Raw genomic sequence first — 14043 nt, 5'->3', positions numbered from 1 at the left:
GAACGTGTCCAACTGGCGTGGCAGAGGTTCTCGACTTCCCAGCGCCGACCCGCGGCACGGCTCTCCGGCCGCCCCGCCGGCCGGTTCGCACCCGCATGCCCGGCGCGCCCGGCGGCATGCCGGTGATCGCGCCCATGCCCGCAGCGCGGCCCGCCCGCATACCCAGTCAGCGTGACGGTGCCGAGTACACCGAGGAGACACAGGCCGCCGGTACCACCGTCGACCACCTCACCGAGACGTACCGCGCCCACTACCGCTCCCTGCTGGGTCTCGCAGCCCTCCTCCTCGACGACACCGCCTCCTGCGAGGACGTCGTCCAGGAGGCGTTCATCCGTGTCCACTCCGCGCGCAAGCGCGTCCGCGACCCGGAGAAGACGCTCGCCTACCTCCGGCAGACCGTCGTCAACCTCTCCCGCTCCACCCTGCGCCGCCGCATCCTCGGCCTGAAGCTGCTCTCCAAGCCGATGCCGGACATGGCGAGCGCGGAGGAGGGCGCCTACGACCAGCTGGAGCGCCGCGACCTCATCCAGGCGATGAAGGGCCTCCAGCGCCGCCAGCGCGAGGTCCTGGTCCTGCGGTACTTCGCGGACATGACGGAGGCCCAGGTCGCCGAGACCCTCGGCATATCGCTGGGCTCGGTGAAGGCGTACGGGTCCCGTGGCATCGCCGCCCTCCGGGTCGCCATGGAGGCGCCGGCATGACCGGAGAACCACGCGAGCCGACCGGGGCGCCCGAGCCGACCGAGGCCGGGGCGCCCGAGCCGACCGAGGCGCCCGAGCACAAGCCGAAGCAAACGCACGCTGGGAACGGAACCGTGAACCACAGCCCCGACGAACAGGGCCCCGAAGGGCTCGACTCGGACGAGCTGGCACTGCGCCGGTTGCTGCACGGCGCGGTCGAGGACATCGCGCCGCGCGACGGCACCCTGGAGCACCTGCGGCGGGCGGTCCCCGCCCGGCGGGCGCGCAAGCGGCAGGCCGTGGTCGGCATGGCCGCCGCCGCGCTCTTCGTCGGCACCGCCGTCCCGGCCCTGGTGCACGTCTCCAACGCCACCGGCCCCGACGCCAACCCCTCCATCGCCGGCCACGGCTCCCAGGCCCAGGGCGGCACCGGAGAGGGCAAGAGCACCGCGGGCGGCGGCGAGAGCTCCGGCAGCTCCTCCGGCAAGCAGGAGGAGAAGGGCGAGGACGGCAAGAAGGACCCCGACAAGGGCGAGGGCGGCAGCACCGAGAGCGGGTCCGGCGGCAGCGCCGACCCGTCGGCGCCGAGCGCCGACACCACCGCGGTGTGCACGGCCGACCAGCTCGGCGCCACCGGCGGAGTCGACGCCCCGGACTCCATGGGCACCGTCTACGGCACCTTCCGGATCACCAACATCTCCGGCGGCAGCTGCACCGTCAGCGGCCCCGGAAGCCTGGTCCCGCTGGCCCAGGGCGCGGCCGACCCCGCCAGGATCAGCCTGGTCTCCCACACCGCCGGCGACCCGGCGGCCGGTCTGCCCGACCCGTCCCTGGAAGTGCCGCAGCTGGTGCTGCTGCCCGGGGCGGCGTACGAGGTGAAGTTCGCCTGGGTGCCGTCCGACACCTGCCCCACCGGCGGCGGCGACGGCGGCACCGACGGCGGCGGCACGGGCGGCCCCGACCCGAGCCCCGACCCGACGCCCACCGAGACGAGCGGCACCACGCCCGAGGGCACCTCCACGGGCGGCGACACCGGCACGACCACCCAGCTGATCAGGGCGGACGGCACCCTCGACGGCAGCGTCGCCGTGTCGTACACCGCGGACGCGGGAGCGTCGACCGGCGTGACCGTGCCCAACGCCTGCGCGGGGACCGTCTACCGCACCGGGATGCTGTCCGCCTCGTAGCCCGCGCGGCTCACTCGGCTCGGCTGCCGGACGGGGCGGGCACCCGCTCCTCCTCGTCCGGCGCGATCCCCATCTCCGCGTCCCGGACGAACTCCAGCTCGCGTCGGAACAACCGGAACCACATGAAGACGACGAAGCCCGCGAAGACGAACCACTCGCCGGTGTAGCCGAGGTTCTGGAACGCCTTGAGGTCGAGACCGGTGTCCGGGGTCACCGCCACGGGGACCGTCTTCATGCCGGAGTCGGCCTTGTTGAGGGTGACCCAGCCGTCGTGGAGGTCGTACGGCACCAGGTTGACCAGCGAGGCCGCGCTGATCGCGGCGGTCTGCCCGGACGGCAGTCCGCCCGCCGCGCTGACCCCGTTCTCACCCGGGTTCTCGGACGCCTGCAGCGCGCCGGTGACCGTGACCTCGCCGGCCGGCGGGGCGGGGGCCCGCGCCGGGTCGGCGGTGCCGGGCAGCCAGCCGCGCACGACCGGCAGCGCCTCGCCGCCGTCGGTGCGCAGCAGCGTCAGCACGTAGTAACCGCGCTTGCCGTCCAGCTCCCGGTCGGGAACGAGCAGCTGCTTGCCGTAGGTGCCGGTCGCGGTGGTCTGCTTGCCCGCGGTCGCCTTGGTCACCGGCAGCAGCTCGGCCAGCGGACGGGCCGCCTCCCGCTGGTCCTGCGCGGCCCGCGCGTCCGCGCCGCGATGGCTGTCGACCCGGTCCTCGAACCGGCTCAGCTGCCAGGACCCCATGAACACGCAGAAGGGGATGGCGAGCGCCACGAAGACGTTGATGCCCCACCAGCGGGGCGTCAGCAGAAACCGGTACACGCCTTCAAAGGTACGGGGGCGGTGGCGGGGGCCCGCCGGTGGGGTCGGGGCTCAGCGGCTCCGCACGGGGCCCTGGGAGGACGGGGCGGGCGGGGCCGACGGGGCGGAAGAGGGCTGGTGAGCGGACATGATCCAGAAGTTTTCCACAGGCTGGGGGCCTTGCCCGCGGAATGTCGGCGGGGACAGGCAGTATGGGGTCATGACTGAGAGCAACGCGGTCGCCGCGACCGGGCGGACCGAGGACATGCCGGACTGGGAAAAGCGCTTCAGAGCACCGCGGGTGTCACTGCCCGACTGGGCGCAGGACGCCCCGGACCGCTCCCTGTTCGTGTCGAACGCGACGGGGACGTACGAGCTGTACGCGTGGGACCGCGCGACCGGCGAGCAACGCCAGGTCACCCACCGCCCCAACGGCACCACGGACGGCGTGCTCTCCCCGGACGGCACCTGGATCTGGTGGTTCGACGACAAGGACGGCGACGAGTTCGGCGTCTGGCGCCGCCAGCCCTTCCAGGGCGGCGAGGACGACCTCGCGGTGCCCGGCCTGGACCCGTCCTACCCGGCCGGCCTGGCCCTCGGCCGGGACGGGCGTACGGCGGTGATCGGCCGCTCCACCGACGAGGACGGCACCACGATCCACCTCGCCCGCGAAGGTGAGTCGCCGGTGGAGATCTACCGGCACCGCGAGTCGGCGGGCGTCGGCGACCTCTCGCACGACGGGACGCTGATCGCCATCGAGCACACCGAGCACGGAGACGCCATGCACTCGGCGCTGCGCGTGCTGCGCCCCGACGGCAGCACGGTCGCCGAGCTGGACGACACCAAGGGCGGCAGCGAGGAGCTGGGCCTGGAGGTGCTGGGCTTCGCCCCGGTCGACGGCGACACCCGGCTGCTCATCGGCCACCAGCGGCGCGGCCGCTGGGAACCGCTGGTGTGGGACGTGGCCACCGGCGAGGAGAGCGACCTCGCCCTGGAGCTGCCCGGCGACGTCAGCGCCGAGTGGTACCCGGACGGCTCGGGACTGCTCATCGGGCACAGCTTCGAGGCCCGCAGCGAACTGTTCCGGTACGACTTCGCGAGCCGCCGCCTGGAACGCATCCCGACCCCGGCCGGCACGGTCTCCGGCGCCACACCCCGCCCCGACGGCAGCGTCGAGTACCTGTGGTCGTCGGCCGCCGAGCCGTCCGCGGTGCGCTCCACGCGCGGCGGGGTCGTACTGGACCCGCCGGGGATGAAGTCGCCGGGCTCGGTGCCCGTGGAGGACGTGTGGGTGGAGGGCCCCGGCGGCCGCATCCACGCCCTGGTGCAGAAGCCGGCCGGCGCGACCGGCCCGCTCCCCACCGTCTTCGACATCCACGGCGGCCCGACCTGGCACGACAGCGACTCCTTCGCGGCTGGCCCGGCGGCCTGGGTGGACCACGGGTACGCGGTGGTGCGGGTGAACTACCGCGGCTCCACCGGATACGGCCGCGCCTGGACGGACGCCCTGAAGCACCGCGTCGGCCTGATCGAGCTGGAGGACATCGCGGCGGTACGGGAGTGGGCGATCACCTCCGGCCTGGCCGACCCCGCCCGGCTGATCCTCACCGGCGGCTCCTGGGGCGGCTACCTCACGCTGCTCGGCCTCGGCACCCAGCCGGACTTCTGGACGCTGGGCATCGCCGCCGTCCCCGTCGCGGACTACGTCACCGCGTACCACGACGAGATGGAGGCCCTGAAGGCCATGGACCGCACCCTGCTCGGCGGCACCCCCGAGGAGGTCCCCGAGCGTTTCGAGGCGTCGTCCCCGCTGACCTACGTCGACCAGGTCAAGGCCCCGGTCTACATCTCCGCCGGGGTCAACGACCCCCGCTGCCCCATCCGCCAGATCGAGAACTACGTCAAGCGGCTCGAGGCCCGGGGCGCGGACCACGAGGTGTACCGCTACGACGCGGGACACGGCTCGCTGGTCGTGGACGAACGGATCAAGCAGGTCCGGCTGGAGCTGGAGTTCGCGGAGCGGCACCTGTCGGGCGCCTGAGAAGGCGGCTGAGAAGGCGGCTGAGAAGGACTGAGAAGGACTGAGCAGGGCTGAGAAGGGCTGAGAAGGACGGCGGGGCGGGGCCCCGGCCGGCGTCACGCGCCCGCCCGCTCCCGTCCCCGCCGTCCCAGCAGCTCCGCGAGCCCCCGCCGGGTCGCCGCCAGCACGACCCGGTCGCCGTCCTTGAGGACGTAGCCGTCCGGCAGGTCCCAGACCAGCCCGGACGGCCGCGCGGCGGCGGCGTCGCCGTCCCCGTCGTCCACCGCCGCGCGGTCCTCGGCCACCCCCGTGTCCAGCGCCAGCACCCGCCACGCCCCCGGCCGGAACGCCTCCGCGACGGTCCGCCCCGCCAGCCGGGGATGCCCGCCGACGTCCACCGCGGCGAACAGCAGCACCCGCCGCTCCACCGGGATCGCCCCGAGGATCTGCCGCCCGAACATCGCCCCGGCGAACGCGGGCGCCGCCAGATGGGACACGCTCCGGCTGCGGGTCAGCGCGTGCGGATGCGCGGCCCGGAGGGTCCGGTACACGGCGGTCGCGAAGTCGTCGTCGTACAGCCGCAGCACCACCCGCAGATCCGGCCGCACCGAGCGGGCGTACAGCACCGCCTCCAGGTTGGTGGTGTCCGCGCTGGTCAGCGCGAGCAGCGCGTGCGCCCGATGGATCTTGGCGGCTTCCAGCACGCCCTCCTGGGTGACATCGCCCAGCACCACCGGCACCCGCAGCCGCCGTGCCGTGGCCATCCCCCGCGCCTCCGGATCGGACTCCACGCACACCACCGGGATGTGCAGCTCCCGCAGCCGGGTCAGCACACGCGTCCCGATCTTCCCCAGCCCGAGCAGCACCACGTGCCCGCCCAGCCCGCGCGGGGGCCTGCGCAGCGCCGACACGCTCCGGAAGGTGCCCAGCCCCTCCAGCACCGCGGCCAGCAGCACCGGCAGAAGCAGCAACCCGACCAGCCCCGACAACAGCTGCAGCACCTGCCGGGCGGTGGACTGCTGGAGTGCCGGCTCGTTGATCGCGAACAGGTCGAGCAGCGTCACGTAGGTGGCGTAGAGCAGGTGCTCGCCGGTCACCACCTTCAGCGCCACGGCCAGCGCGATCACACACGCCACCAGCCCGAACAGCGACCACCGAAGCCGCCGCGAGAACAGTGAGGCGAACGGCAGCGCACCGCCGCTCCGCGCGCTCTGGGCGGGCCCGGAGTACGACACCTGCTCCAGCACCACCGCGCCCCGCCCGGTCGCCGCCCGTACCGTCGCCGCGTCCGGCAGCAGCTGCGGCCCGTGCTCCCCGCTGCCCTCGGAGCCGTCGGCGCCGGCCGGGTCGTTGCTGGTCGCGGAGAGCAACGCGAGTGTGGCCAGGCCCGGGTCGGCCACTTCGCCGGGCGCCGGCGGCTGCCGCTCCACCGCCCGCAGCAGCAGCCCGTCCGTCTGGAGGACCTTGCTGGTCCCGGCGAGCGCGGTGGCGGCCAGCGCGGGCGCGGCCGTGTCGGCGTCGGACAGCACGGTCGTCGAGGCGTCGAAGCCGGTGGCACCGTCGCCGAGGGCCAGGGTGGCGGCCTGGTCGAGCAGGTCCTCGATGTGCTGGCCGAGCCGCCGGTTGTAGAGGCGCAGCACCAGCCGGAGCCGGTGGTTGAGACGGCGGGCGGCCAGCGCGGCACGGATGTTGGTCTCGTCGTCGTCGTACACCAGCGCCAGCGCGGCGGCCCGCTCCACGCCGGCCTCGGCGAGCACGGCCTCCGTCAGCTCGGGCGCCTCGACGACCCGTTCGGCCCCGGAGGGTTCGGGAGTGCCGCTGGTGTTGCCGTTGCCGTTGCCCCGGCCCACGGCGGCGTTCACCATCCGGTCGAGCAGCGCGGCCGACGCGGCGCGGGCCCGCCCGACGACCGGCTGGCGCACCCGGCGGCCGGAGGGCGGCACGACCAGCGTGACCTGTTCGCCGTAGACGCTCCGGAGCTCGGCGGCGAGCCGGTGCGCGAGTCCGTCGTCGCCGCACACCACCATGTGCGCGGTCGCATCACCCGGCAGACCCTGATTCGGAACGCTCCCCATGTGAGGAAACACTGCCCCAAAGGGGTTGGTGGTTCCAGTAATTGATCACACGTCAGTGCCGTCGGCACCGGTCGGCGGGGGTCAGTGCACGGACAGCCCGCCGTCCACGAAGAGCGACTGTCCGGTGACGTACGCGGAGGCGCGGCTCGCCAGGAACACCGCCGCGCCCTCGAAGTCCTCGGCGAGCCCGTTGCGGCCGGTCATCGTGCGCGCGGCCAGCTCGGCGACCTTGGCGGGGTCGGAGGACAGCCGTTCGTTGAGCGGGGTCATCACGAAGCCCGGCACGAGCGTGTTGCAGGTGACGCCGTACGGCGACCAGGCCTCCGCCTGCGACCGGGCCAGCGACTCCAGTCCGCCCTTGGACACCCCGTACGCGCCGCTCTGCACGAACGCGCGGTGCGCCTGCTGCGAGCTGATGTGGATGATCCGCCCGAAGCCCCGCTCGGCCATGCCGGTCCCGAACCGCTGCCCGAGCAGGAAGGGCGCCTCCAGGTTGACGGCGAGGGTGGTCTCCCAGACGTCGTCGCCGAGTTCGCCGAGCGGCGGGCGCAGGTTGACGCCCGCCGAGTTCACGAGGATGTCCGGCTCCCCGAAGACGGCCGCGGCCCGGTCGGCGGCCTCCCGCACGGCCCGCCGGTCGCCGAGGTCCGCGCTCACCCAGTCCGCCCGGCAGCCGTCGGCGGTCAGCTCCGCCACGGTCGCCCGCAGCTCCGCCTCCCTGCGCGCCACGACCACCACTCGCGCGCCGGCCCGCGCCAGCGCCCCGGCGATGGCCCGCCCGATCCCGGAGCTGCCGCCGGTGACGAGGGCGACGCGGCCGTCGAGCGAGAACAGGTCGGACAGATAGCTATGCGAGTTCATCCGATCAAGGTACGTGAATGCCGGAGATCGGCTACCTCTGGAAAAGTGATGCTCCGTCAGCCATGGTCGCCGCGCCAAGCCGTCCGTGAAGGGGGCCTCGGCAAGGCGGGCCTCTACGACCTCACGGACGACGACCGGACCGCCGTCCACACCCTTGTGGACCGGCTGGACGAGACCACGGTCCGCCGCCCGGCCCGGTGGCTGACGACGGCCGGTACCGCCGGCTGACCGGGTTCGGGGCGGCGCCCGCCGGGCAGTTCAGCGATGACGACCGGCTTGATCAGCGACCGCCTGGAGGGCACATGAAGGTCCGCGTCGACCCCGAGCTCTGCTACGGCTCCGGTGACTGCGTGTACCGCGCGCCGCACGTCTTCACCGCGGTGGACGGTCTCGGCGCCGTGCTGCCGGGCCGCGAGGAGACCGACGACGACCCGAGGGTGCGCGAGGCGGCCGAGGGCTGCCCGTCCCAGGCGATCACCCTCACCGGGTGACGGGCCACCGCCACCCGCACCCCGCCAGCGCCCGCGCCCGGGCCTCCACCACCGCCATCCGGGCCTGCCGCTCCGCCGTGTGCGTGTGCGCCGGCTGCCCGGTGACCTGGCCCTCCCACTTGCGGTAGAGCAGACCGGCCTCCCCGGTGAACCAGCCGCGGCTCACCGCGTCCAGCGCGAGCAGCAGCCCGGTGTCCTCGGAGGCGGGCAGGGCCATCCAGCCGCCGAGCGCGAGGAGCAGGTCGCGGCGGGCGAACAGGGAGGCGGGGTGGACGGGGGCGCGGTAGCCGTTCGACGCCCAGTGCGCGAGGACGGTGCCGGGCTCCAGCGGGCCCTCCTCCGGATCGTCGGGGAAGCCGACGGTCGAGCCGTCGGGGAGAAGGTCGAGGACGCGGGAGGTGGCCCAGCCAAGGCCGGGATCCGCCTCCAGGGCCGCCAGGTCACGGGCGAGCGCGCCCGGCGTGAGCCGGTCGTCGGCGTCGAGGACCTTCACGTACTCCCCGTCGGCGTGCGCCAGCGCGATCGTGCGGGCGACACCGGGCCCGCCGGGCCGCCCCTGCCGGAAGGTGACACGCTCGTCGTCGGGGACGTGCGGGCGCACGGCGTCCGTCTCGCCGTCCTCCTGGACCAGCCAGCGCCACTCCCAGCCCTCGGGCAGCCGCTGGGCGCGCAGCGACTCGTACGCCTCGGACAGGAAGCCGGCCGAGGGGGCGTGCACGGCGGTGACGACGGTGATGCGCCGGCTCACGGGCGCGCTCACCACCTTTCCAGGTGAGTGGTGAAACGCAGCTCGGTACGGTCGCCGGGCAGCGTCAGGAAGGACACGTCGACGACCCGGTCGTGGATGTCGTACGACGTCTTGCGCAGCCGGAGCACCGGCGCGCCGGGCGGCAGGTCCAGCTCCCGGGCCTCCAGCGGGCGGGCTGGGCGGGCGGTGACGCGCTCCTCGACCCGGTCCACCTCGATGCCGACGGAGTGCAGCTGGCTCTGGGTGCCGCCCGGCCAGGGTTCGTTGGTCTCGTCGAGCAGGTCGGGGTTGCCGTCGATCAGATCGCGGCGCAGGTAGGAGGTGACGATGCTGAACGGGGCGGCCTCGTCGGCGTGCCGGGTGCGGTAGGCGCGCTCCAGCAGGGGAGTGCCCTCCGGGACGCCGAACGCCTCGGCCAGCTCCGCGGTCGCCACGGTCCGCCGGTAGGCGGCGACGAACTCCAGGTCGCCGGTGTGGACTCCGGTGTCGCGCTCGGTGGCGCCGGTGCGGGCGCGGGCGGCCCGCGGCTGCCGGGCGCGGTCCTTCTCCCACTGGTGGCGGTTGTTGTCACGGACAGCCGGGGTGCGCCCGGGCCGCCGCGGGTCCGTGGTCTCTTCGTACGCCTGGGACACGGCCCCAGCCTATGCGGAGGGCGGCGATCCGCCCGGCTGCGCCGGACATGGAAGTGCCCGATCGCTGGTGACGGGGGATACACCAGCGATCGGGCTGACACCCAGCCTAACAAGGCGGCCCGCACGACGGGACCCGACTGCCTCAGACCGCCGAAGGGTTGTGAGCGGTATCACTCGACTAGCCGTCGCACGGCGGGTCGTAGGAGAGGCGCGAAAGGTACTCGGCCCACTTCTCGCGCGTCAGTACGCCCCGCGTGGTCGCGCAGATGTGCTGGATCGCCCGGTCGACGTCGAGGTTCCACAGCCGCACGGTGTCGGTGCCGCTGGACACGCCGAGCATGTTCCCGGCGGGGCTGAAGGAGAGGAAGTTGCCGGTCTTGCCGTTGGGACTCATGGACTGGCCGATCGGCTCGGCGTCCCCAGGGTCGGCGACGTGCCACAGCCGGACCGTGTTGTCGTTGCCGCCGCTCGCCAGGGTCCGGCCGTCGCCGCTGAACGTCAGCGACACGACCGCCTCCGTGTGCCCGGTGAGGGTGGCGGCCGGGCGGGCGCCCTCAAGAGGGTCGTCGAGGGTCCACAGCCGCACCGTGTCGTCGTCGCTGCCGCTGGCCAGGGTGTGCCCGTCGGGGCTGAACGCGAGCACGTTCACCGGGCCGCGGTGGTCGGTGAGCGGTGCGTCGAGCCGGGTGGCCCGCGCGGGGTCGGTCACGTCCCACAGCCGCAGGGTGCCGTCCGCGCTGCCGCTCGCCAGGGTGCGCCCGTCGGGGCTGAACACCAGCGCGTTGACGTACCCCCGGTGGCCGGTGAGCGGCGTGCCGAGCGGCCGGGGCCGGGCCGGGTCGGCGATGTTCCACAGCCGGACGGTCCGGTCGTCGTAGGCGGTCGCCAGGGTGCGCCCGTCCGGGGTGAAGGCCAGCGCGTCGGGCCCCATGAACCGGGTGCGCAGGGTGATCGGCGGGCCCGCCGGAACCGGATGCTCCGGGTCGGCGACGTTCCACAGGTACACCGACCGCTTCGCCGTCAGCACCGCCAGCAGCCTGCCGTCCGGCGAGAACGCCAGCGACCGGTCGCCGCCGTCCCCCGGCACGAACGGCTCGCCCAGCCGCACCGGCCGGTGCGTCCGCCGTACGTCCCACAACCGGACCCTGCCGTCACGCGCGGCGGTCGCGAGCAACCGCCCGTCCGGACTGAACGCACCGCTGCGGCCGATCATGTCGGAGGTCGGCAGCGACCACAGCCGCACCTTGCTGTCACCGCTGCCGGTGGCCAGGGTGCGCCCGTCCGGGCTGAACCCGAGCGCGTACATCTCCCCGCTGCTGCCCGCCAGCGGTTCCCCCACCTGAGCGGGGTACTCCCGGTCGCTGACGTTCCACAGGCTGGCCGTGCTGTCCGCGCTGGCGGCGGCGAGCGTACGGCCGTCCGGGCTGAACGCCACCGACCAGACCGGGCCGGTGTGCCCGGTCAGCGGGGCGCCGAGCCGGGCGGCGTGCCCGGCGTCGGCCACGTCCCACAGCCGGACGGTGTCGTCCGCGCCGCCGCTGGCCAGGGTCCGGCCGTCCGGGCTGAACGCCACCGAGTGCACGGTGTCCGTGTGACCCGTCAGCGTCGGGCCGAGCGGCTTAGGGCGGCGCGGATCTGCGGTGTCCCACAGCCGGATCGTGGTGTCGTCGCCGCCGGCCGCCAGGACCCGCCCGTCCCCGCTGAACGCCACCGACCGTACGGCGGCGTCATGCCCGGACAGCTTCCCGAGCGCCCGCGCCCGCCCCGGCTCCCGAACGTCCCACAGACCGACCGTGTGGTCCTCGCTGGCGGAGGCGAGGGTCCGGCCGTCCGGGCTGAACGCCAGCAGGTACACCGTGCCCTCGTGCCCGGTCAGCGGCTTGCCCAGCGGGCGCGGGTGAGCGGGGTCCCGTACGTCCCACAGCCGGACGGTGCCGTCGTCGCCCGCGCTGGCGAGCGTGCGGCCGTCCGGGCTGAACACCGCGCTGCTCACCCAGCTGGAGTGGCCGGTCAGCGGCTTGCCCAGGGGCTCGGGCCGGGTCGGGTCGGTGACGTTCCACAGCCGTACGGTCCGGTCGTAGCTGGCGGTGGCGAGGGTACGGCCGTCCGGGCTGAACGAGGTGAGGTAGACCGCGCCGGTGTGGCCGAGCAGCGGCGTGGCCAGCGGCGCGTTCACGATCGAGATCAGCCGGTTGTTGGTACCGGCGTCGTTCGGGCGCAGCCGGTGCGCCACCAGGTCGAGCTGCGCGGACAGTGACGGGTCGGTGTGCTGGACCCGGTCGGCCTCGGCGACCACCTGCTCGAACACCGCGTCGTCCCGCTGCTGCCAGGCCACCAGCGCCGACCCGACCGCCACCAGCGCGAGCACCACCAGCGCCGCGATCGCCCCCCGGCTGATCCACGCGGTCCGCCGGCGCAGCCGCACCGAGGCGGCCAGGAACTCCACCGCGCCGCGCGTCAGGAACGTGTCCCCGGCGGACTTCGCCCAGCTGTCCGCCTGCTCCAGCCGCGACCCCCGGTACAGCAGCGCCGAGTCCCGGTGCGACTCCTCCCAGGCCCGGCCGTCCTCCTCCAGCCGCTGGCGCAGCAGATTGCCGCCCCGGTCCTCGTCGATCCAGTCACGCAGCCGGGGCCAGGCGTGCAGCAGCGCCTCGTGGGTGATCTCCACCGTCTCCGCGTCGAGGGTCACCAGCCGGGCACGCACCAGCGCCTCCAGCGACTCCTCCGTCTTGTCCGGGTCCGTCGACTCGTCCGCCAGCTGCCGCCGGGTGCCGCGCCGCCGGGTCGCGGCGGTGTCCTCGCCCACCCGGACCAGCCGGAGCAGCAATAACCGCGCCGCCGTCCGGGCCGCCGGGTCCAGCCCGGACCAGGCCCGCTCGGCGGTCGCCGCCACCGCGCCCTGGATGCCGCCCGCCGCGCGGTACCCGGCCAGCGTCAGCCGGCCCGCCTTGCGGCGCTGCCAGGTGGCCAGCAGGGCGTGCGAGAGCAGCGGCAGCACGCCCGCGTCATGGGCGCGCGCCCCGTCCGCGCCGACCTCCCGCACGATCAGCTCCGCCAGCCCCGGCTCCAGCTCCAGCCCCACCGCCTTCGCCGGCCCGGTGACCGCCTCCCGCAACTCGGTGGTGGTCAGCGGCCCGAGCACCATGTGCCGGTGCTGGAGCGCGTCCGCGAGCTCCGGGTAACGCAGGCACTGGTCGTAGAAGTCGGCCCTTATGCCGAGCACGACGAGCACCGGCGGCGACCCGCCGGGCCCGGGACCCGGAGAGCAGGCGGCGTGCAGCACCCGCACGAAGGCACGCCGGTCACCCTCGTCGGGACAGAGCGTGAACGCCTCCTCGAACTGATCGACGATCACCACCGGCCGAGCCCCGGGCTCCGCCCACTCGGCGAAGGCACGGCGGACGGCATGGGCGAAGTGGGGGGTGGTTGTGTCTGGGGGGAGGGCGGGGGCGGACGGGGGGCCGGGGTTGTGGGGAGTGCCGTTGGTGCTCGGCGTGCTCGGCGTGGTCGGCGTGCCGGTCTCGTGCAGGGTGTTGGCGCCGTCGTCCGGCCCGCCGGCCTCAGCGGGGGGCGCGTCGCTCCCGTCCGGGGCGTCGGCCCCGCCCGCCGCCCCGCTGACCCGTCCCAGCACCCCGGCGAGCCCGGGGACGCGCGAGCACAGCTCGCCGAGCGGGTCCGGGCCCGGTACGAGATGCAGCACCTGCCGGGTCCGCCCGTCGCGCAGCGCCGGCACCAGACCGGCGTTGAGGAGCGAGGACTTCCCCGCACCGGAGGCGCCGACGAGCATCATCAGGCCGCCCGTACCGGCCTTCTCCAGGGCGTCGAGCCGGGCGACGAGCGTCTCGGTGCTGCGCTCCCGCCCGAAGAACCACCGGGCGTCCTCCTGCCGGTAGGCGGCGAGCCCCCGGTACGGGCACACACCGCCGGGCAGGGCCGGCTCCTCCGTCTCCCCGGCCTCCCCGGCCTCCCTGGCCTCCTCGGGCCGCTCGGCGACCGGGTCGGCCACCGCCCGCCCCCACAGCCGCTGCCAGTCGGCCACGTCGTACAGCCCGGGACTCACCGGGACGGCCCGGTTCCGGCGGGCCTGCGGGATCAGCACCTGGAGCACCGCCGCCAGCGCCGCGAACTGCGCGGGCACGTTCTTCGCCCGCCGCCAGTCGCTGATCCGCTGCGCGGACACCCGTACGGGCCGCCCCCGCTCGTCGATCCGCTCCAGTCGTGCGACCGCCTCGGAGACCCGTTTCAGTGGCGGATTGCCGGCCTCTCTGTACAGCAGCGCGAGCCGTTCAGCGAAGGCTGTGCGTGCCGCCCCTGAGTCGGAACCCAAGGCCTTCACCCCCTACTTCCGCCACCTGGGACATCCGGACCGGAAAACTCACTCTATATGTCTGACCTGCGGCTTAGCCGGGATTCCGGCACCGGAACCTCCTCCTCGGAGCCACTGAATGGCAGGATCTCGACCGAACCCGACACAGTAGCCGCTCCACCACTCAGCGCGAGTGTGGAACCCGATCGTCCGGTACCGGTCCCCACGAGGGGAGGGACCGGTGCCGACG

At 74.4% G+C, this 14043-nt stretch carries 11 protein-coding genes; 5 read left to right on the top strand and 6 right to left on the bottom strand.

The window, feature by feature from the left end:
- Positions 1-95: 95 nt before the first annotated feature.
- Complete coding sequence (locus ACSU6L_RS17230; protein ID WP_073943179.1) at positions 96-701, top strand: SigE family RNA polymerase sigma factor; 606 nt, start codon at positions 96-98, stop codon at positions 699-701.
- Positions 698-1867 carry a hypothetical protein gene (locus ACSU6L_RS17225; RefSeq protein WP_437057800.1) on the top strand — a complete coding sequence of 390 codons (1170 nt, stop codon included), beginning with the start codon at positions 698-700 and terminating at the stop codon, positions 1865-1867. The genes ACSU6L_RS17230 and ACSU6L_RS17225 overlap by 4 nt, the downstream gene beginning before the upstream one ends.
- Positions 1868-1877: 10 nt before the next feature.
- Here ACSU6L_RS17225 and ACSU6L_RS17220 read toward each other — a convergent pair whose 3' ends face one another.
- On the bottom strand, positions 1878-2681 hold the full coding sequence (locus ACSU6L_RS17220; RefSeq protein WP_437057798.1) for an SURF1 family protein: 804 nt from the start codon (positions 2679-2681) through the stop codon (positions 1878-1880).
- Between the two features lie 199 nt (positions 2682-2880).
- On the opposite strand from ACSU6L_RS17220, the gene ACSU6L_RS17215 reads away from it, so the two are divergent.
- A complete protein-coding gene (locus ACSU6L_RS17215) occupies positions 2881-4701 on the top strand; it encodes a prolyl oligopeptidase family serine peptidase (RefSeq protein WP_437057796.1) in 1821 nt (606 codons plus the stop codon).
- A gap of 95 nt (positions 4702-4796) precedes the next feature.
- Here ACSU6L_RS17215 and ACSU6L_RS17210 read toward each other — a convergent pair whose 3' ends face one another.
- Entirely contained in the window at positions 4797-6707 is a 1911-nt protein-coding gene (locus tag ACSU6L_RS17210; RefSeq protein WP_437064930.1) for an NAD-binding protein, read from the bottom strand.
- Positions 6708-6836: 129 nt separating this feature from the next.
- Positions 6837-7616, bottom strand: a complete 780-nt coding sequence (locus ACSU6L_RS17205; protein ID WP_437057794.1) for an SDR family NAD(P)-dependent oxidoreductase — start codon at positions 7614-7616, stop codon at positions 6837-6839.
- 48 nt (positions 7617-7664) lie between these two features.
- Here ACSU6L_RS17205 and ACSU6L_RS17200 point away from each other — a divergent pair, with 48 nt between their 5' ends.
- Both ACSU6L_RS17200 and ACSU6L_RS17195 read left to right on the top strand, forming a co-directional pair.
- Positions 7665-7844 carry a hypothetical protein gene (locus tag ACSU6L_RS17200; protein ID WP_437057793.1) on the top strand — a complete coding sequence of 60 codons (180 nt, stop codon included), beginning with the start codon at positions 7665-7667 and terminating at the stop codon, positions 7842-7844.
- Positions 7845-7918: 74 nt separating this feature from the next.
- Positions 7919-8107, top strand: coding sequence for a ferredoxin (locus ACSU6L_RS17195; RefSeq protein WP_365516883.1), 189 nt, complete (start codon positions 7919-7921; stop codon positions 8105-8107).
- Here ACSU6L_RS17195 and ACSU6L_RS17190 read toward each other — a convergent pair.
- The 3 genes from ACSU6L_RS17190 to ACSU6L_RS17180 all read right to left on the bottom strand — a co-directional run bounded on the left by ACSU6L_RS17190 (position 8097) and on the right by ACSU6L_RS17180 (position 13823).
- A complete protein-coding gene (locus ACSU6L_RS17190) occupies positions 8097-8855 on the bottom strand; it encodes a glycosyltransferase family 2 protein (RefSeq protein ID WP_437057790.1) in 759 nt (252 codons plus the stop codon). The genes ACSU6L_RS17195 and ACSU6L_RS17190 overlap by 11 nt on opposite strands.
- A gap of 8 nt (positions 8856-8863) precedes the next feature.
- Positions 8864-9487: a UTRA domain-containing protein gene (locus ACSU6L_RS17185; protein ID WP_437057788.1), complete on the bottom strand. Its 624-nt coding sequence runs from the start codon at positions 9485-9487 to the stop codon at positions 8864-8866.
- Positions 9488-9665: 178 nt separating this feature from the next.
- Positions 9666-13823 (bottom strand): nSTAND1 domain-containing NTPase, encoded by a 4158-nt coding sequence (locus ACSU6L_RS17180; protein WP_437057786.1) that lies wholly within the window; start codon positions 13821-13823, stop codon positions 9666-9668.
- Positions 13824-14043 lie beyond the last annotated feature (220 nt).

It is taken from the genome of Streptomyces sp. enrichment culture, assembly GCF_964272855.1.
Taxonomy (GTDB): Bacteria; Actinomycetota; Actinomycetes; order Streptomycetales; family Streptomycetaceae; genus Streptomyces.
Note: the sequence above shows the minus strand (reverse complement) of the source record. Positions and strands in the feature narration are given on the sequence as shown.